This window comes from Shewanella sp. 3_MG-2023 (assembly GCF_030548765.1).
Classification (GTDB): domain Bacteria; phylum Pseudomonadota; class Gammaproteobacteria; order Enterobacterales; family Shewanellaceae; genus Shewanella.
The window spans coordinates 126,524-147,242 of sequence record NZ_JAUOSH010000005.1 but is presented as its reverse complement, the minus strand read 5'-3'; the positions used below and the strand labels follow the sequence as shown (position 1 = coordinate 147,242).

Below are 20,719 nucleotides of genomic sequence, written 5' to 3'. Positions count from 1 at the left end.
TGAACAATGAATAAGAAGTTAGTGGCGTTAAAAAAACAAAACGGTATTGCTTTTGTGACGCTAAACCGACCAGATAAATATAACGCGCTCAATTATGAAATGTTTAAAGCCATTGATAAAACCATTAAAAATATTAGAAAAGATAGCGAAATTAATGCGGTCATATTATCCGGCGCCGATGGTAATTTCTCTTCGGGCTTAGATGTTAAAGCGATTGCTAAATCCCCCTCCATGATTGCCAAATTGCTGTTCAAATGGCTACCAGGTAATGCCAACTTAGCCCAGCGGGTGTCTATTGGCTGGCAGCGTTTACCCATCCCTGTGATTGCAGTATTAGATGGCTGCTGTTTTGGTGGCGGTATGCAAATTGCGCTAGGGGCAGATATTCGTATTGCAAGTGATGATGCTAAGCTGTCTATTATGGAATCAAAATGGGGCTTAGTGCCTGATATGGCAGGACTGGCAGCGCTTAGACAGGTGATGCCCAAAGATAAGGCCTTAAAAATTACCTATAGCGCAGAAGTGCTATCAGCCGCACAGGCGCTAGATTTTGGTTTAGTGACCGAGAAAAGTTCACAGCCATTGCAGCGTGCTATTGAGCTTGCCGAGCAGTTTATGACCCGCTCTCCTGATGTGAATGCGGCCATTAAAATGAGCATTAATCATAGTTGGTCAGCCTCAACAAGGCGGTTATTAAGTCGTGAGTCTTTAAGCCAAGTTCGCCTGTTAGCGGGTAAAAACCGTATCATTGCCGCTAATCGTGAAATAAAGCAAACCGAGCAAGCTTATCAGTCTCGTCAGCCTTGGTGGTGATAATGAGCGAGTCAGTTGTGAGTTAATCAGCTTTTAGACTAGTGCGGCCAATACTGCATTGCACAAATTTAGTGAATAGCTGAAAGGCCATTGGAGATTGATTATTATGCGATGTTATTGAAAAAATTGAAAATATGCCTTATTACTCAGTCTTAAAATAAGCAAATAGCCATTAAGGGGCAGCAATATGCTGGCCCTTTTTATCGTGCGGTAATGACTTTACTAAAGCCTGCAATATGATGCAGCACTTGCTCCCAACCACTTTGATTATCGAGATTAAGCGCTAATTGATATTGGCGGTAATACTGGCTCGATTTAGCTTTATTGAGTGCTTTTCTGCTAGCACTTTCAGTCATAGATATTTGATGAGCATCGGCTGATTGCAGATCCAGTATTGGGATATCGATTTCTCTGAGCTGTTGGGCAATGGATAAACCGCGATGTTGCGGCGCAATAATCTGCTCATATTCACGATAGGGGTTGATCACCACTAATAAGTCGGGCTTGGCTAGCTTAGCTTCAAAAAGTAAGTTAATGACCATGCCCGCACTATCATCGGTGACGATTAATAGTCTTTTTCCTGGGAACTGCGCCTCAATAGCTTGCAATTGGTCGAGACTGTCTACCATAAGTTCTTGCTGAAAGTTACGCAGTTCAAGTAGTTGGTTTGAGCTAAATTTGGGGGCTTGCTGGTGACGACTCAGGGTTAACTGCGCTTCACCGGCTTTGGGAATTTCTTCGGCGTCAGTGGCAAAATTTGGTCGGTATAAACCTTCAGTGGGTTTTATGCTCAAGCTTGCCCAGCCAAATGCGGGGATCTCATCACGTAAATAGCGAATTAGGCCACTGCCACTGGCGGGGGAATCGGTTGGACCGACGATAATAGCTGCGCCGCGCTGGTGCGGGCCTTGCCAAGGTTTGACCCAAACTGGCTGTTGTTGATCTTGGACGCTGATAAATTGTTTTCCAGCATTAGCAGTAGGCAACTCACTGGCTGCCATAGCATTGTGACAGAAAAGGCTGAGGCTAAAAAGACTGGTAACAGATAAAACAAACAGAGGCTTTAGCAGCAATGTGGCTTCCTTAACGAATCTTGCGATGTCATCACTATAGACTTGTGCGCTTATGTTTATGAGCTTATGTTTACGCTAAACACTTAAAACAATGACAAAAAATAGATACAAAAAAGCCCTGAAGTTCAGGGCTTTTTGCTTCGAGTTAGCAGTGTATTATACGTGGCTAACTAATACCATTCTAATAGCGTCAAGTTGGAATTGACTATCATCAATATAGCCATTCAATTCAGCCATTTGATTGCGAATAAAGTCCACTTCAGAATCTCGAATATTCGGATTCACGGCCTTTAGCGCTTCAAGTCGGGTCAACTCACTAGTTAGCTGGGTGGTCATTTTTTCACGGGCTTGCTCAACCAGTTTGGCTAATTCAATTTCAGCCTGTTGCTGACCTTTTGCCAGTAACGGGTGCAAAATAGGTTGTGATGCATTCACAAGCTTACTGGCAATATGACGGTTAACCGCACTTAACTGTTTATCAAAGCTCTTATAATCGACTTTGTCAGCTAAGTTTTGGCCACTTTTATCCAATAACACTCGGATAGGGGTTGGTGGCATATAGCGATAAAGCTGTGATGACTTAGGTGCCGAAACATCAGCCATGTAAATTAACTCAAGGAACAAGGTTCCAGCAGGTAAGGCTTTGTTTTTAAGCACTGCAACACTGGTGGTTCCGGTTTCTGAGTCAGTGATTAAGTCTAACGCCGTTTGCACTAATGGATGCTCTTGGGAGATAAAGGCAATATCATCACGTGATAGGGCAGTTTCACGATCAAATGTCACAGAAATACCATCTTCAGGCAGACCTGGGTACGATGGGAATAGCATGTGCTCACTTGGGCGTAATACGATTGAGTTCTCGCCGCGATCTTCTTGATCCACACCGATAATGTCCCACAAGCGGATCACCGAACCAATTAAGTGGGTATCTGAGTCTCGCTCCGCTAAGCGTTCAACTAACTTTTTAGATTGCTCGCCGCCATGGGAGTTAATCTCTAACAGCTTATCGCGGCCTTGCTCCATCGCTTGCTTAAGTGCTTGGTAACGGCTTTGGGTACCGTTAAGCAGCGCTGTCATTAGCTCTGGGTTGTCATCGTTGAGTACGTTCATTAGCTCATCAGCAAATTCATTGAACAATACATGGCCACTTGGGCAGGTAAGTTCAAATGAGTTTAAGCCTTGATGATACCAATGCATCAGTCTTTCTTGGGCGGTGTCTTCAAGGTATGGCAAATGAATTTGAATATCATTTTGCTGACCAATACGATCTAATCGACCAATACGTTGCTCAAGTAAGTCAGGGTTGAGCGGTAAATCAAATAGCACTAATTGACTCGCAAATTGGAAGTTACGCCCTTCAGAGCCAATTTCAGAACAAATTAACGCCTGAGCGCCGCCTTCTTCTTGGGCAAAGTACGCGCCGGCTTTGTCACGTTCAATAATCGACATCCCTTCATGGAAAACGGTTGCCTGAATACCTTCACGGGTGCGCAGTGCTTCTTCAAGGCTTAATGCCGTTTCTGCTTGGCTAGCAATAATCAGCACTTTTTTACTGCGATTATCTTTTAAGAATTCAATTAACCAATCGACTCGCGGATCAAACTTCCACCAACTGGCACTATCGGTTTCAAAGGCTTGATACAGTTTTTCAGGGCTTAGAGATTGCTTAGCTTGATCTTGAGCTGATTTTTTCGATCCCATCATGGCATTAACGCGCTCAGCCGTGACGTATTCTTGCGGCATAGCCAGTGGATGCGGATTAAAAATACGGGTCGGGAAGCCACTGACAGAGGCGCGGCTGTTACGGTATAAAATGCGGCCAGTACCGTGACGGTCGAGTAAATCTTGTAATAACTCAGCGCGGGCAGCTTGCTGGGCGTCAGCATCGACATCATCTGCTTGGATAAGCTTAATGCTTGCGCTGATGTCTTTCTCGCTGAGTAATTCGGTTAAGCTGACAACAGCACTGTCAGCTAACTTGTCGTTGGCAGCTAATGCTTCGGCGGCCTCGGCAACGCTTTGATAGCTTTTTTCTTCTTCAAGAAACGCGTTGTAGTCGTAGAAGCGATCTGGATCCAGTAATCGTAAACGAGCAAAGTGACTTTCATGGCCTAATTGATCTGGCGTTGCCGTGAGCAATAACACTCCAGGCACTTCTTCACTTAAGGCTTCTACGATTTGATAAGCGCGACTTGGGGCGGTTTCGCTCCACTCAAGGTGATGGGCTTCATCCACTACCATTAAGTCCCAATCGGCATCGACAGCTTGTTCTAAACGGCGCTTTTTACGTAATAGTTCTAATGAACAAATGACTAATTGTTCAGTGTAAAAAGGGTTGTCGTTATCGGCATAGGCTTCAACGCAGCGATCTTCATCGAAAATAGAAAAACGTAAGTTAAAGCGGCGCAGCATTTCAACTAACCACTGATGGCGCAAAGTGTCAGGCACAATCACTAAGATACGTTCAGCACGGCCAGTCAATAATTGTTGATGGATAATAAGGCCAGCTTCAATGGTTTTACCCAAACCTACTTCATCGGCTAAAAGTACTCTAGGGGCATAGCGACGACCGACTTCATGGGCAATCCACTGTTGATGTGGAATTAAACCAACACGTGGGCCTTGTTGCCCAAGCAAATCTGAGGTGGCAAGTTTATGGCGTAGCATTTGGCTTTGGTAACGAATACCAAAGCGCTCTAGACGATCAATTTGACCGGCAAATAATCTGTCTTGTGGTTTATTAAAACGAATGTTGTGGTTTAGTAAGGTTTCACGCAGACGTACCGTCTCGTTGGTCTCACTGTGGATACCAACATAGGTGACTAAACCATCTTTTTCTTCGACTTCACTGATGGTTAGGCTCCAGCCTTCATGGCTTTCTACGGAGTCACCGGGATTAAAAATTACACGAGTTAATGGCGCTTCACTGCGGGAGAACAAACGGTTCTCATCGGCGGCAGGAAACAATACTGTCACCATACGGCCTTCAACAGCAACCACAGTTCCTAAACCAAGTTCTGACTCGGTATCACTAATCCAGCGTTGACCTAAAGAAAACGGCATTTTTTACTCTCATTCGGGACGGATAAACACAAAGGGCGCGTATGTTATACCAAACGCTACTCAATTTAAATTCTAGCAGTGATTTAAATATTCATCTGAAGGAATTTCACTTTTACGCCAGCGAATTTTTGACATCTTAGTGTCATCTTGGTGTCATCTCAGTGCCAACTTTAACAACTTAAACTCGAACCTTTAATCAATAAAATGATATTGAGACTTGATATAATTACTGGCATAGTAAATTTAAGTTTGGTTGAAAATCAATCATGATGATTCGATTAATCCAGCTTATGAACAGGAGTTTATATTGCTTTAATCCCATAGTTACATTTTGTATTGAGCACTCTGGAGGCGCCATGGAACGAGACGACAGAAAGTTGTTTGTACTGGATACCAATGTGTTACTACATGAACCTTTAGCGATATATTCGTTTAAAGAACATGACGTAATAATTCCCATGACTGTGTTAGAAGAATTAGACAATATAAAGGATAGAAAGCACGATATTAGCCGTGATGCCCGGGTCGCGATTAGGGCATTGGAAGACATACTTGGCGGTAAGACCTCGCCGGAACAAATTCTAAACGGCGTTGCACTCCCAAGCCGCGAAGGACATTTAGACGTATCAGGTAGTTTATCTATTTTCCCCGACCATCAAATCGACTTTATCATTGGCGCTCTGCCAGGCGATAATAACGATAATCGTATTATTAACACCGCACTTCATCTACAAAATCTGCATCAGCCTCGTCAGGTCGTATTAGTCACCAAAGACATTAATATGCGCCTTAAAGCTAAAGGGGCGGGTATTGAGCGAGTTGAAGACTATCGCACCGATCAGTTAATTGATGATATTCGCTTTTTGGCGAAAGGCTTTTATCAGTTTGACGGTGATTTTTGGGACAAGGTGGATAAAGTCTCTACTGATAGAGAAGCTGGCAAAGTCGTCCATCAGGTGGATATCGATGCCGTAGGTAACGAGCCCTTCTACAGTAATCAATACCTTATCGATGAAACCTCTGATTTTTGCGGCAAGGTTGCCAGCAAAACCGCAACACATCTTAATATCATCGATTATGGCCGCGAAAGGCTTAATCATTTGCAAGCTTGGGGTGTTAAACCTAAGAATATTTATCAGGGGATGGCGTTAAATGCTTTGCTAGATCCAGATATTGACTTAGTGATCCTCACCGGCCCCGCCGGTTGTGGTAAAACCTTAATTGCCATGGCGGCTGCGCTTGAGCTGGTGGTTGAGCAAAACCAGTACGAAAAAGTCATTGTAACCCGTAACACCCCTGAAATTGCCGAGTCCATCGGTTTTTTACCTGGCACCGAAGAGGAAAAAATGGCGCCCTGGCTTGCGGCAATTACTGATACCCTTGAGGTGCTGCATAAAAATGATGTTAACCCCACCGGCAGCATGAACTACATCATGGAGAAGGCGAACGTGCAGTTTAAATCGATTAACTTTATGCGTGGCCGCTCGATTCAAAATTCAGTGGTCATTTTAGATGAATGCCAAAACCTGACCGCATCACAAATCAAAACCATGATCACCCGCATGGGCGAGGGCACCAAACTAGTGTGTTGTGGTAACTTGGCGCAAATAGACTCAACCTATTTGACGGCGGTGACATCAGGTTTAACCTATATTGTGGAGCGTTTTAAAGACTTTGACGGCAGTGCCAATATTTACCTTAATGGTGTGGTGCGATCTCGCTTAGCAGAGTTTGCTGAAGAGAACTTATAAGCACTTCTGCTTTAAAGTACCGTTTATGGCTACCTGTTAGGTGGCCATTTTTTATTTTTAAGCAATCTGTTTCAACGAGCTCTTTTAACGCGCCTTTTATGTAAGCGGCCAGTTTACGGGTTATTGCCAAGAATAATGGTCAGATTTTTGCTATGTTTTTAGTGGAATGGAGTGAAAAATAAATTAGTCATGTTTTGTGAACATTTATTCGTGTGCTTGCGAATATGTTCCTGATAATATGCATAAATAGACATTATTAGCGTACCTCCTTTTTTACCTTATTAAATATCTACGCTGCTAAGAAAAGCCAAAGGGTTTTCAATGAAATCGACCGAGCCAGAATTACAATTAAAATCGCTTATTCAAAGAAAGTATAACCGAGCCGTTTTTTATACTTATATTGGTGTAATTGTTATGGCACTTTTATCGGCATGGGTATTGTTTGAGCGTGAAAAAACCCAGCTAATTAAAGAGCGTGAAGAGCAAGTATTGCGTCATGTCTTGCAAATTGATTTACTGCTGGAGTCGAGTATCCGTGCAGTAAAAAGCTTACGTAACGTCGCCGTAGATAACTTACGTTTAGGCGAGTTAGTCCGTAAAGATCGCTTACCTCAATACGAAAAATTCAATGAAGATGGTCAATTTTTTACCTTAGAGCCAAGTTATGCCACTAGTGGTGAGCCCTTTACCAATATGGGGCGCATTACCGGTATGGGTACCCTTGATGGCCGCAGCGACAGGTTTTATCAAGAATTAGAAATGCTATTTGAGCTGTCGTTGTCTTTCCCTGTTGCGAAAGAGGCCGCCCCTAAAGCTTCTTCGATTTATTACATATCCAAACAAAGGATCATGTCGTCATTTCCGTGGACCAATGACGAGTACCGTTTTCGAGAAGAGCTGCTTAATAAAAAACAATTCCAACTTGCTACTCCTGCCATGAATCCGCAGCGCAGTGTTTTTTGGCGTGAAGCTTATGTAGATTTAGCCGATCAAGGTTTGTTAACCACCCTAGGTCTGCCAGTATATCTTGAAGATGAGTTTATTGGTTCAATCAATTTAGACATGACTTTGGCATCGTTAGCTAAGCAAATGCGGATGTATTTTAAAATGCCGGGTACAGTGATTTTGCTGGATCAATATAACAATATATTGTCCCACAGTGATTTTGAAGCCAGCGATATGAACCGGGTTTATCATATCAGTCAGCGCATTCCGTCAGAGCTGCATTCTTTGCCTGAATCAGAAATGTTCGATGCCCATGATGGCATACTGCGCAACGGCTACTATATTCACTCAGTCGCGCTGCAAAACCCGCCATGGCGCTTGCTATATCTGCAAGATGAAGACCTGTTATTCCAAGACGCTTGGGATAAGTTAAAAGTGAGTTTCTTACTGGTGGTTTTCGCCTTGTCAGTGCTGGTGACCATTGTTCACTGGCAAACTCGCCGCTCATTCGTTAACCCTGCCTCACGTTTATTGACCCATTTGGAAGAGTGTTCTCGCGAGCCTAAATCGCCACCTGAAAAAATCACTGAAGGTTGGGAGCCGTGGTTCTTGCTGGTGAGTCGTATTTTTGAAGAGAACAAACAATATACCGGTCATCTAGCCGAGCAAAATAAACGTCTGGATAACTTAGTCGCAAGGCGCACCCAACGTTTGCGCGATACGACTGAGCGCCGAGAACGTGAGTTTGCACTATTACGCTCATTGATTGACTCAATCCCAGAGGCGATTGTTTACAAAGATAAAGAAGGTAAGTATTTAGGCTGTAATAAATCGGCTGAGTACATGCTGGGCTGCAAAGAAAGTGACATGATCGGGCAATTGTCCCTTGATACCAGTTACGATCAAGGCGTGCGTAGCCGCGAAGAAGATCAAAAAGTATTAACCGAACGCTCACTGATGCGTTATCAAGAAAAAGCCGATATTGGTGGTAAAACGGTACTGCTCGATACCTTAAAACTGCCATTTTATAACCGCCGCGGCGAGTTATTAGGGCTTATTTCAGTATGGCGTGATGTCACCCGTGAATATGAATCGGCTGAGCAATTACGATTATCTGAAGAGCGTTACCATTTAGCCATGGATGCAGTAGAAGATGGCTTGTGGGATTGGTATTTAGATTCAGAGCAGCTGATTTGTAACCCCGCATTTTATTCAATGCTAGGTTATAAGCCGAACGAATTTCCAGCGCTTATTTCAGCAACGGATGCACTTATTCACCCAGACGATCGCATGCGAGTCGAAGAGTATCGAAGTGCATATGCGCTAAAGCCCAAAGGAACCTATGAGATTGAATACCGTATGCGCTCTAAATCTGGAAAGTATCATTGGGTGCTGTCTCGGGGCCGAGCAGTGGAGTTTGCTGCCGATGGTCAGTCTAAGCGAATGCTGGGTACGCATAAAGATATTACCCGCCAAAAGAGTAACGAAGTGGCCTTGCTTGAAGCTAAGCAAGATGCTGAGTTAGCCAACATGTATAAGAGTGAATTCTTGGCCAATATGAGCCATGAAATTCGTACACCGATGAATGCCATTATCGGTATGTTGCAATTGGCGCTGCGAACTCAGTTAACCGCTCAGCAAAAAGATTATTTAAATAAAGCGGGATTCTCTGCTCAGTCATTACTGCGCATTATTAATGATATTTTGGATTTCTCTAAAATTGAAGCGGGTAAATTAGAGCTTGAAAGGGTGTCATTCCCACTGGATAAAGTGCTTGATCATGTCATTGATATGAATGCGCAAAAGGCTCAAGAAAAAGGCGTTGAGTTACTACTATATGCCCCGGTTACCGCTGGGCTAATTCTCAGTGGTGACCCTCTGCGTTTAGGGCAAATTTTAGTTAACTTATTATCTAACGCGGTTAAATTTACTCAAAATGGTGAGATTGAACTGGGCTGTGAAGATGTAGGCGAGCGAGATCACCGTATTACCCTTAAGTTTTGGGTACGCGATACCGGTATTGGTATTAGCCAAGAGCAACAAGCGAACTTGTTTGATGCCTTCTCCCAAGCTGATGGTTCTACCACTCGAAAATATGGTGGTACCGGATTAGGCCTGTCTATTAGTAAGCATTTAGTCTCGCTGATGGGCGGCACCATGGCCGTTGAATCAGAGCCCAATCAAGGGAGTACTTTCAGCTTTACCATTAGTTTTGAAATTGCTGAAGAAAATGTGGTTGAGCCATTGGTGGTGCCAAAGCAGTTAAATAACTTAACTACCTTAGTGGTGGATGATAACCCAAGTGCTTTGCAGATATATTCCACCGTGATGCGCGACTTTAGCTTTGGGGTGAAAACCGCGCAAAGTGGTGCACAGGCACTAGATGTTTTAGCCCACAGCCCAATAGATTTATTATTGCTTGATTGGATGATGCCTGAAATGGGCGGCGGCGATGTGATTAATATCATTGATGAAATGGTTGCTGATGGGCGGATTAAAAAGCGTCCGGTGATTATTTTAATGACCGCTTATAGTGCTGAGCCGTTAGAGGCCGAGTTTGATGTCAGTCGTGTGTTTGCTGTTTTGCAAAAGCCTTTTAAAGCATCAGCCTTGTTTGATGAGATTATTGGCGCCTTTGCCGCTGAGCCTCAATTGAATGTAGCGCCTGTGGTTGAAGAGGATTCCGAAGCTGCCAAACAAACCGGATTAGTCTTGCTGGTTGAAGATAACTTTATTAATCAGCAGGTAGCCACCGAGCTACTTAAAAGCGCCGGTTATGAAGTTGAAGTGGCTGATAATGGTCAAATAGCACTAGATATGATCGATACTCGTCCGTTTGATGCCGTATTGATGGATATTCAAATGCCGGTCATGGATGGCTTGACTGCTGCCAGAGAATTACGTAAGCGTTACACTACAGAGCAAATGCCGATTATTGCCATGACGGCCCACGCCATGTCTGGTGACAGAGAGAAAAGTATTCAAGCGGGCATGAATGCCCATATCACCAAGCCGATAGTATTAAATGAATTGTTTGATACCTTAGAGCATTGGATTGACTATAAAAATCAGCAGCAAAAATAACAACAATAATGGCGTCAGTTAAGTCGCCAATAATAACAATTAACCTGAGCACAACAACAAGGGAGAGTGTTGAATGGATCGTAAAAGTATGGCGCTTGCTTCAGTCATGGCATTAACGCCAGTACTCATGGCAACCCCAATTATGACTTACGCTGCGACCTCAGCGGCGCAGAAAGTGATAAAGCAAAGTGACAAAGCCCAAGGGTTTATCAACTTTTATTTCCAAAATAGCTCTGGGGAATTGTTTTTAGAAGCAAACCGACTCAATGAGCCCTTTTTACTGATCAGCAGTTTACCCCATGGCGTTGGTTCTAATGATATAGGCCTAGACCGAGGCCAACTCGGGCAAACACGCATGGTGCAATTTGAGCGCCACGGTCCTTATATTCTGCTTAAACAGTTAAATACCTTTTATCGGGCATCAAGCGATAACCCAGCGGAACAGCTAGCGGTCAAAGAGGCGTTTGCTGAATCGGTATTATGGCGCGGTAAAGTGGTCGAAGGTAAAACGCCGCTAGTTGCGGTTAATGATCTAATGATTAATGATTTACATGGGGTTTCTCAGCGTTTAGCTGACACTAAGCAAGGCAGTTATACCTTGGATAAATCCCGCTCAGTTATCTTACCCCAAGGAGTTAAGTCATTTGAGCAAAATGCCGATGTCGATGTTTTACTGACTTTCAATAGCGCTAAAGCTGGCGAATTTGTTAAGCAGGTGACTCCAGATGGCAAGTTTGTTTCAGTGCGAATGCGCTACTCTTTTGTGGCCTTGCCAGAAGCGGGTTATCAGCCCCGCGCTTATCAGCCGATGAGTGGTTATTTATCAGATGAGTATTTTGATTACTCTGCGCCTATCGACTCGCCAGTAAGCAAACAATATCTTTTACGTCATCGACTTGAAAAAGTCACCCCAGGTATTGCTCCTAGTGAAGTGGTTAAACCGATTACTTATTATCTTGATCCTGGCGTGCCAGAGCCTATTCGCTCAGCATTACTCGATGGTGGCCGCTGGTGGGAAGAAGCCTTTAATGAAGCAGGCTTTATTAATGGTTTTAAGCTGGAGATATTACCAGAAGATGCCGACCCACAAGATATTCGTTATAACATGATCCAATGGGTGCATCGTGCGACTCGCGGCTGGTCTTATGGCGCGTCAATTAAAGATCCGCGCACCGGTGAGATCATTAAAGGCCATGTCACCCTTGGGAGTTTGCGGGTTAAACAAGACCACCTTATTGCTCGCGGTTTAACCGCAGGTTGGCAAGACCGAGATGCCGCTGCTGAGGCATCAATGGCCTTAGCATTGGCGCGTATACGCCAATTGTCAGCTCACGAGATTGGCCATACCTTGGGGCTAGATCATAACTTTGCCGCCTCAACCAATGACAATGCTTCGGTGATGGATTATCCCCATCCCAACATTACCCTTAAAGGGGAGCAAGTTGATATTTCAGCGCCATACGTTGAAGGCATTGGTGAGTGGGACAAGTTTACTATTGCTTACGGCTATGGCGATAAAGCTAATGCTGACGAGCTAGTGAAACAAGCCAGAACAGCAGGATTGCGTTACATTGGTGAAGCAGATTCCCGCTCAGCATCAGCAAGCCATGCCTATGCAAGTTTATGGGATAACGGTAACTCTGCAGCAGCAGAACTAACACGATTAGAGCAAGTGCGCCGCAAGGCAATTGAGCAGTTTAATGCCAATGCCTTACTGCAAGAGCAGCCACTAGGTGAACTTGCCGATGTGTTTGTGCCAATTTACTTACTGACCCGTTTTCAAGTGGATGCCGCAGCGAAGTGGATTGGTGGCAGTGATTATAGCTATCAGCAGCATGGCTCAGCTGAGCGCTGGCATTATTTATCGCCCAAGTTACAAACTGAAGCCTTAAGCTCTTTATTAGCGCTACTATCGGCTGAAAGCTTAGCAGTACCGACTGAAGTCACTGAGTTATTAGTGCCTAAAGCAGGTAATTACCGCAAAACCCGAGAAAGCTTTGATTCTGGCATTGGGGTGTTAACCGACCCCATAGGAATGGCAGAGGTGATGAGCCGCCATGTGGTAAGCCGAATATTAGTTCCAGAAAGATTAAACCGTGTCAATCAAGGCTTTATGGATGATTCAGAGCAGTTATCTGTGGTGAGTCTCATCGATAAGTTATTGGCGAAAACGCTTTTTCAAGATTTACAGCGTGGGCAGTTGTTAGCTGTGCAGATGCGTGTCAATACCGTGGTATTAGATGAGTTACTATCTAGCTACCATAACGACAACACCTCAGCTGAAGTAAAAGCTCAATTGTTAGCGCGCTTAACGTATGCCGAGAAGCAATTAAAGCGCCGTAGCAATCGCGCCAGTAATTATCAAGCTGCCCATTTTGAATGGTTATTGCAAGGTTTAGCCAAAGGGCTTGAGTCAGCGGAGTATCGCTTTATTGCCAAACCTCTAATGATGCCACCGGGTTCGCCAATTTAGTTTTTTGCTATGAACTGCTCGTTATAAGTGCGTGGCTAAAAATGCCCTGTTAAGCCGGTATGCTCGGACTAACAGGGCTTTTTATTGGCAGTAATTTAGCCGATGAGATGACATCTGCAGATAATCACTCTGCTATTTGCTTTGGATTTTTAGGGTAAAAATGATCCGCTTTATGATCAATATGGGAAAACTGACGGGTATTTTTATAAGGCAGTTTCATAAAACCTGAGACCCCATGGCCTTGAATCTTACTGGCATGAAATAAGATTCTATCCAGAGAAGCTCTAAAAGCTGCTTGTTTTCTCGGGTTTAATAAGCGCAAATAACTGTGTATTTTTAGATGGTTAGGTAAGGCTTCAAAAATAATACAGCCGGTATGATGAATTTGGTTTATCCAACCCAGTTCTGTCATGATCTCGGTGGGCAGCTCAAGGTTCTCTTCAGGATCTTTACCATCTTCAAAGTAAGAATGTAGCCGCGAACGGCCTTCTGATGCGGGCACATCACCCACTTCAAAACTTAATTGCGCATCGTTGACCATTTTATATGGCTCAGATGGATTGTTTCGCTCTAAATGTAAGGTGTCTTTAGCGTTAAAAAAGCAGGCTTTAAATACCCCGATACGTCGAATGCCGCGGGCTAAGGTCACCATATTATTGACCGCTTGGATTAACACTTCCTTAGTGTCGGGGTCATAAATAGCAAGGTTAGAGTCGATATAGACGCCGCTTTTACGCCAATGAATGGCAAGGCCTCCCACAATCGGGTATTGGGCTAATTTACCCACTGCGGCAATAAAGCCTTTTTCAGTGTCACCCATGCCCGCAAGAAAATTACGGTAATATTTTTCTAATTGAATATCATCCATCTTCGTAATGGGGTCTTGGGTGTTATGTTCCTTTAAAAATGATTTTCTGGAACTGTAACTCACGGTTTCGACTTGTTTTTGCTTTGGTAAAACCCACAGTGGTATATCTTCAATTAACGGCTGAGCCCCAAGGTGTGGCAAGTGCATACGGTGATTGTGGCGCATGCTCTTTAAAAAATAATCACCGGCTAAATTACGTCTGCTGGGGTCATCGCTAAGCATGCCATCTAAAGTGCGGGCCAGCTCAATGGGTAAACCTAAACTACTGGCGGTGATCACTTTACTGCCAAAGCGGCTAATTTGCCCTGATGCCAGTGCGTATAAGGTGGCTGCCACCCCTTGCTCATCAAATCTTGGACTGGATAACGCCCCATTAAGCTGATCTTCACCGATAAAGTACACATCGCCCATTCTGGCGTTGGTGTGTTGTTGATCGCTCGACATCAAGGACATCACATTGTCTTCAACCGAGTTATTATGCTCATCACGTTGGGCAAACACCGCCGAGCCCCAATCAATGAGTGATAAATGGTCGTTTTCAATGTCATACACTAAATTTGATGGCTTAATATCGCCATGGACTAAGCATTTACCTGTGCGCAGGTAGTACAATAAATTGGCCAATTGCCGTGCAATGCTGATGATCATGGCTATGGGTAACGTCCCCATTCGGTGACAGATTTTATCGAGATCTTCACCTTTGGCTCGCTCCATGACCATAATGCCTTGCTTGCCGACCCGCTCAAATTTGATGGCGTTAGGGACATTAGGGTGCACTAATTGACTGAGCATGAAGGCTTCTTCTTCAAGTCTATCTTGCACGCTTCGTGGCAGGGTAATGCGGGAAAACTTAAACACATGGGATTGGCTAATATCATTGATACCCGCAAACACAAAGCCATAGGCACCTTTGCCGATAAACTCGATATCATGATAACCAAGCTTGCTTAGTTGCTGTTTACATAAACGGATCCAGGCTCGATGCTTACGGGCATCTTCAGCCTTGAGCAGGTAAACTGATTGCTCTTCATTGATATAAAAATGCTGTAACTGCGGTGTTTGCAAAATTAACTTCCTATGTACCAAGGTGCCTGTTGAGTGTATTGGTATTGGCTTATCTCATAAACTCATATTTACACATTGCTGGCAAGCTATTGGATTGATTGAGCCGATTTTTTTTCTGTTTTAGCCTTTATAAAGCAAATTAACCTCACCTAGATCTCAAACCGACCTATCGTAAAAATTAGCTGTTGTAAACTTTGACGTGAGTCAAATTGTTTTGTGCGTTAGGTAGGTAGTATTTAAGTAAGTAAAAATATTCGGTTTAATCAAGGAGTGCTTATGCCTACCATTAACAAAGCGGATTTAATTTCACTATTTCCTTTTCCACGGCAACGTATTTTACAGTCGATGGAAGTTACTCACTGTCCACATGCGGTGTTTTATAATGCCAGTGATGAGCAATGTACTACTTGTCATCAGGGCGAAGAGTGCATTTGGATGAATCATAATGATGAACTGGTGGCCCTTGAGAAAAAATCAGTGGAAGATCTGAAACAACAGTTGTTGATTGCGGTGGACTTTATTGACTCGAATTTGAGCCCACATCATTTATCACGTCGTAATTGTCAATGTGATAACTGCAAGTGGCTTAAAAAAGTTCAGCATGTGCTTCAAGGTAAAGCTGAACAAGAGTAGCAGACATTGCCATTACTGTTGCTTTATAGCTTGGTTTAGTCAATCAAAGTTGTCGTTTGTCGGGTTCAAACTGTGGTTTACGGGTTTAAGCTTTTTAGTGTTGCATCTCACTTTTAGAGTGATTAGAGTTAGACGCATTATTTACTGACTTGAGTTTATCTACATGGAAGCGAGTTTTTGGCATGAGAAGTGGCAGTTACAACAAATCGGTTTTCATCAGCCGCAAGTGAATCCATTTTTAGTAAAGTATTGGTCTACACTTACCGTCGATAACAGCGCAGAGGTGTTTGTACCTTTATGTGGCAAGTCATTAGACATGTGTTACCTTGCAGAGCAAGGCCATGATGTTGTTGGCTGTGAGCTAAGCCAAACCGCTGTTGAGGACTTTTTTAGCGACAATAATTTGCCTGTGAGCATGACTTCGCAAGCTGAGCATCAATTTTTTTGTGCTGATCAAGTAACCCTTATTCAAGGTGATATTTTTACCCTACCATTAACGGCGACAAAGTCGATTCAGGCTTTTTACGATCGCGCCGCCTTAATTGCTTGGCCAGAGCAAATGCGCCAGCAATATGCACAACAGCTTGCCAAGTTAATTCCGGCTAAAGTTAAAGGGTTATTGATTACCTTAGATTACCCACAAGCCGAGCTTAATGGCCCGCCATTTGCGGTGAGCCCGCAGTGGATTGAACAATACCTGGCGCCATATTTCGAGATTGAATTACTCGAGTGTGCTGATGTATTAGCGGAAAACCCACGCTTTATTAATAAGAATGTTTCTTGGCTAAATGAAGCTGCATATAAGCTAACCCGCAAAGCCTAAACTTTGGCTGGTTGAAAAAATACAATAAAAAGGCGACCTTGAAGGTCGCCTTAGTTTTTATATTAGCTTTTTATATTCGTTTTTCGATTTAAAAAGAATATTTAGAAATCGTAACGCATACCAACACTGAACACGCTATCATCAGCTAAGTCAGTTTTAGCACCTGCAACTTTATAGTCACCTTCATACATTGCATAGTGGCCAAATACTAAGGTAGATTTAGAAATGCGGTAATCAGCACCAATGGTAAAGTTAGATACATTAATGTCATCTGAAGCTACACCACCTGAATTTTTGTAGTAGTTACCAAAACCGGCTTCATCCATACCGTATTCAGCTTTCAAGTTTACGCCACTAATGTTGTAAACGATATTGACTAAATAAGAGTTACCCTCTTGGATTGAATTGCTTGTGCTTTCAGCATTTTGGAATAAACCGCCAATTTTGACATCACCTACTTTGAATTGACCTACCGCGCGGTATGCGTCAATACCGCCAATTCCTTTGTTGTAAGCGCCTGCTACGTAGTAATTGTGCTTTTTAAGGCCTTTGTCACCAAAAGTAACGTTTACGGCATACTGTGCGTCATCATTACCGTTGTTATCTTCCATTAAATAGGTGGCGTTAATGGCAAAGATGTCAGCCATAACTGGAGAGTAATACCAGAAGCCATCAGCACTACGCACTTGGCCACCTAATAGACGATCCATATCGGCGTTGGTGTTACCAAACGCATCAAATCCACCTTCTGCTGCTTTAAATACAGTGTCGTTACGACCCACTAATATGGTACCACCACTGCCTTTAAGGCCTAAAAACGTGTTACGCGCTTTAAATACATCACCTTTTCCTGAAGTGTTTTCTACTTGGAACTCCATTTGGTAAACTACGTCAACGCCATCAGCAATTTTTTCAGTGCCTTTAACGCCTAAGTTTGAGAAGTTATTTTCAATGTAAGTGCCACTTTCATATATAATTTTGTCATTATCATCCTTTTTAGAATTAGTGCCAGACTGTAGGGTTGAGCCTGTGTCAGTGTTAGTCACCGATAAATCTAAACGGCCATAAAAACTAGGGCCTTCAGCTAACGCGCCAAATGAGGTTAGTGCGATTACTGATGCAATTGATGCTGATAGTAAGGTCTTATTCATCTTTCATACTCCCTTTAGAACATGATGTTCTATCCCCATTTATATGGGATTGTTTTAGTGGTATTTTTCGCAGAACACTCTGCGTAACAAACTTGTTGCAATATTTACAGGTTTATCGTTAAAAAGTTGTGGCCTAGATCAAGTTTTTTGTTTTGAGGTGAAATTGGTGTGTAAAAGATGTGATAAATGCTGTGTATTTGGGTTTTGGTTAACACTTTTATAGCGTTATACCTATTTAGAGAGGTTCACATCTAATTAAAAATGCGCTAGCCCAGTAATTTATGAGATCTACATCAGGTTTAGGGATTGCTTAAGTGGGAGCCTTGAAGTGTTGTTATTGCAGTTTTTTTAGCTATTAGGTCATTAAAATCAACCTCTAATGACTAAAACAAAAAAACGGCCTAAATAGACCGTTTTTAATCATCATATCGGTAGATAAATTAACGCTTAAAAACGATGATTAAGCCGTTAATAAGTCGCTGTGATGAGTTAGAAATCGTAGCGTAAACCCACAGTCACGATATCGTCATTTAAGCTTTGGCTAGTTTGGTTTAGTACCATGTCGCCATCATACTTAGTGTAGTGACCATATACTAAGGTACTTGGGCTAACGCGGTAATCTGCACCAACACTAAATTGGCTGATTTCAAACCCATTCATGTTTTTAAGGTTGCTATTTTTATCGCTATCAGTACCAACTAAACGGCTAGCGTACTTACCAAGACCTGAATCATCATAACCGTAAGCGGCTTTAAGCTTTAGGTTACCCATTAGGTAAGCTAGGTTTACGTAGTAGCTATCACCTTCAAGATGAGCTAGTTCAGCTTTTTGGCTTTTACTGTTTTGGTATAAACCGCCAACAATAAAGTCACCAAATTTAGCTTGTACTACACCACGGTATGCTTCTACATCGCTGATACCATCTTGGTATGCTGCAGCTGCATAAAAGTTATGTGTTTTAAATGCTTTATCACCAACAGTTGCGCTTAATGCATACATAGAACTGCTAGTTGATTCGTGATTATCATCCATTAAATAAGTCGCATTTAATGTCACTAAATCTGCAATTTTTGGTGAGTAATAGCTAATGCCATCAGCTTCACGGTTTTGACCAACAACTAATAAATCGATATCAGAGTTACTGTTACCAAATAAATCAAATCCACCTTCTGCTGCTTTGAACACAGTGTCGTTACGACCCACTAATGCAGTACCTGCAACTGTTTTAATACCTAAAAAGCTGTTACGAGCAGCAAAAGTATTACCAGAGTTATCAAAGTTAGAAACGCCGAACTCCATTTGATATAAGATTTCTACGTCATCACTGATTTTTTCAGAACCTTTAACACCTAACCATGAAAAGTTATTTTCAAGGACAGTGCCATCTTTTTGGTTTTGAGTTGCAATACCTTCACTAGAGTTAGTGATTGCAAGATCGGCGCGGCCATAAAAATTTGGGCCATCAGCTAGAGCAGTAAAAGAGGTCATTGCAGTGCAAGATAAAATAGCTGCAGTGATCAGGTTTTTTTTCATCATCTTAATCTTCCTTTGGTAAGGGCTTGATTTTTATCAGCTATGCTTGCTGATATTGATAGAAAATAACGACTGGGTTATCAACCTTATCGTTATTCATAGTAATTCCTGTTCTGTGGAGGATATTGCCACAAAAAGTTCATACCAAAGTGTGATCTATGTCACTTTAGGTTGGATTTAATTTATATGTATCATTATGATTTACAATGACTTAAATCGTAGTTAACAGTTTTATTGGTGCGGTTAACTGGCTTTCTTTGTTTTTGCTGCATGTTGCGGGTTTAGGTAATAGGTGTTTCAGTGTGTAACTAGGGTTTAACTAAGGTTTAATTGAGGAATACATTCAGATCTGCGTTGATTTCGTATAAAATACCGCCCCCACATTGAGAGTTTAAAGAGCAATACATGTTGTCTGAATCATACTTAAATCGTTTTGGTGGTATAGGTCGACTATACGGTCAAGCGGCATTGGAAAACTTTGCTAATGCACATGTCGTGATCATCGGTATTGGTGGGGTAGGGACTTGGGTCGCTGAATCGCTGGCTCGAAGTGGTATAGGGCAAATAACACTGATTGATTTAGATGACATATGTGTCACTAATACCAATCGTCAATCTCACGCAATTGCATCCACCATCGGCCAGTCCAAAGTTGAAGTAATGGCGCAGCGAATTATTGAAATTAATCCTGAGTGCGTGGTGAATGAAGTCGAAGACTTTATCACTGTCGATAATTTGGCGGAGCATCTGGGTAGTAAAGCCAGTCCGTTAGCGATTGATTATGTGGTTGACTGTATTGATGCCGTCAAACAAAAAGCGGCGTTAATTGCATGGTGTAAAAGAAATAAGCTGAAAATTGTCACCGTAGGTGGCGCGGGAGGTCAAACCGATCCCACTCAAATTCAGTTAACCGATTTAGCTAAAACTTATCAAGACCCATTATTAGCGAAAGTCAGAAACATTTTGCGTAGAGAATATAACTTTTCAAAAAATGTTGCCCGCAGGTTTGCCGTTGACGCAGTGTTTTCAACGCAACAACTGGTATATCCTCAAAATGATGGTAGCGTCTGCAGTACTAAAAATAGCGCCGATGGCAGTATGAGAATGGATTGTGCGTCAGGCTTTGGCGCAGTGACTATGGTTACTGGCACTTTTGGTTTTATTGCTGCAAGTCGAGTATTAGCCAAATTGGCAGCCAAATAATGTATACAGAATGCCAATATTTTTAAGCTTAACGTTTAGCTTATCAATCTCATTTAACCTATAGCTTAGTTTCGATCTTCATGGCGCATTAAACAGCTTATTTGATGCGCCTAACTGCCGTTGTTTGCTCTTCCCTCTAAATAAGTCATTGCGTTAACTGCTTTTATTCATTTCTCATTTTATTGGCATTGAAATTGCTTTACTAAGTCTAGATTCAAAAATCTGACACTGTGGATAGCAT

General features: G+C 42.7%; 12 protein-coding genes. 7 read left to right on the top strand and 5 right to left on the bottom strand.

Going from position 1 to position 20,719, the window contains the following annotated elements:
- Nucleotides 1-6 precede the first annotated feature (6 nt).
- Nucleotides 7-813: a crotonase/enoyl-CoA hydratase family protein gene (locus Q4591_RS04540; protein WP_102475359.1), complete on the top strand. Its 807-nt coding sequence runs from the start codon at nucleotides 7-9 to the stop codon at nucleotides 811-813.
- 200 nt (nucleotides 814-1,013) lie between these two features.
- On the opposite strand, the gene Q4591_RS04535 is transcribed toward Q4591_RS04540, so the two are convergent.
- Both Q4591_RS04535 and rapA read right to left on the bottom strand, forming a co-directional pair.
- A complete protein-coding gene (locus Q4591_RS04535; protein ID WP_102436662.1) occupies nucleotides 1,014-1,886 on the bottom strand; it encodes a DUF3530 family protein in 873 nt (290 codons plus the stop codon).
- Between the two features lie 156 nt (nucleotides 1,887-2,042).
- Nucleotides 2,043-4,949, bottom strand: a complete 2,907-nt coding sequence (gene rapA, locus Q4591_RS04530) for an RNA polymerase-associated protein RapA (protein WP_102436664.1) — start codon at nucleotides 4,947-4,949, stop codon at nucleotides 2,043-2,045.
- Nucleotides 4,950-5,305: 356 nt separating this feature from the next.
- On the opposite strand from rapA, the gene Q4591_RS04525 reads away from it, so the two are divergent.
- From Q4591_RS04525 to Q4591_RS04515, 3 genes are all read left to right on the top strand, one after another.
- A complete protein-coding gene (locus Q4591_RS04525; protein WP_102436666.1) occupies nucleotides 5,306-6,700 on the top strand; it encodes a PhoH family protein in 1,395 nt (464 codons plus the stop codon).
- Between the two features lie 321 nt (nucleotides 6,701-7,021).
- Complete coding sequence (locus Q4591_RS04520; RefSeq protein ID WP_102436668.1) at nucleotides 7,022-10,729, top strand: response regulator; 3,708 nt, start codon at nucleotides 7,022-7,024, stop codon at nucleotides 10,727-10,729.
- Between the two features lie 73 nt (nucleotides 10,730-10,802).
- Nucleotides 10,803-13,202 (top strand): zinc-dependent metalloprotease, encoded by a 2,400-nt coding sequence (locus tag Q4591_RS04515; protein ID WP_102520910.1) that lies wholly within the window; start codon nucleotides 10,803-10,805, stop codon nucleotides 13,200-13,202.
- Between the two features lie 124 nt (nucleotides 13,203-13,326).
- On the opposite strand, the gene Q4591_RS04510 is transcribed toward Q4591_RS04515, so the two are convergent.
- Entirely contained in the window at nucleotides 13,327-15,135 is a 1,809-nt protein-coding gene (locus tag Q4591_RS04510; RefSeq protein WP_102436672.1) for a protein kinase, read from the bottom strand.
- A gap of 276 nt (nucleotides 15,136-15,411) precedes the next feature.
- On the opposite strand from Q4591_RS04510, the gene Q4591_RS04505 reads away from it, so the two are divergent.
- Complete coding sequence (locus Q4591_RS04505) at nucleotides 15,412-15,768, top strand: hypothetical protein (protein WP_076540594.1); 357 nt, start codon at nucleotides 15,412-15,414, stop codon at nucleotides 15,766-15,768.
- 163 nt (nucleotides 15,769-15,931) lie between these two features.
- Entirely contained in the window at nucleotides 15,932-16,591 is a 660-nt protein-coding gene (locus tag Q4591_RS04500; protein ID WP_303459606.1) for a thiopurine S-methyltransferase, read from the top strand.
- 101 nt (nucleotides 16,592-16,692) lie between these two features.
- Here Q4591_RS04500 and Q4591_RS04495 read toward each other — a convergent pair whose 3' ends face one another.
- Nucleotides 16,693-17,742, bottom strand: coding sequence for a porin (locus Q4591_RS04495; RefSeq protein ID WP_303459604.1), 1,050 nt, complete (start codon nucleotides 17,740-17,742; stop codon nucleotides 16,693-16,695).
- Between the two features lie 489 nt (nucleotides 17,743-18,231).
- Nucleotides 18,232-19,275 (bottom strand): porin, encoded by a 1,044-nt coding sequence (locus tag Q4591_RS04490; RefSeq protein ID WP_303459649.1) that lies wholly within the window; start codon nucleotides 19,273-19,275, stop codon nucleotides 18,232-18,234.
- A 408-nt stretch (nucleotides 19,276-19,683) separates the two neighbouring features.
- On the opposite strand from Q4591_RS04490, the gene tcdA reads away from it, so the two are divergent.
- On the top strand, nucleotides 19,684-20,478 hold the full coding sequence (gene tcdA / locus Q4591_RS04485) for a tRNA cyclic N6-threonylcarbamoyladenosine(37) synthase TcdA (RefSeq protein ID WP_102436769.1): 795 nt from the start codon (nucleotides 19,684-19,686) through the stop codon (nucleotides 20,476-20,478).
- The last annotated feature ends 241 nt before the right edge of the window (nucleotides 20,479-20,719 follow it).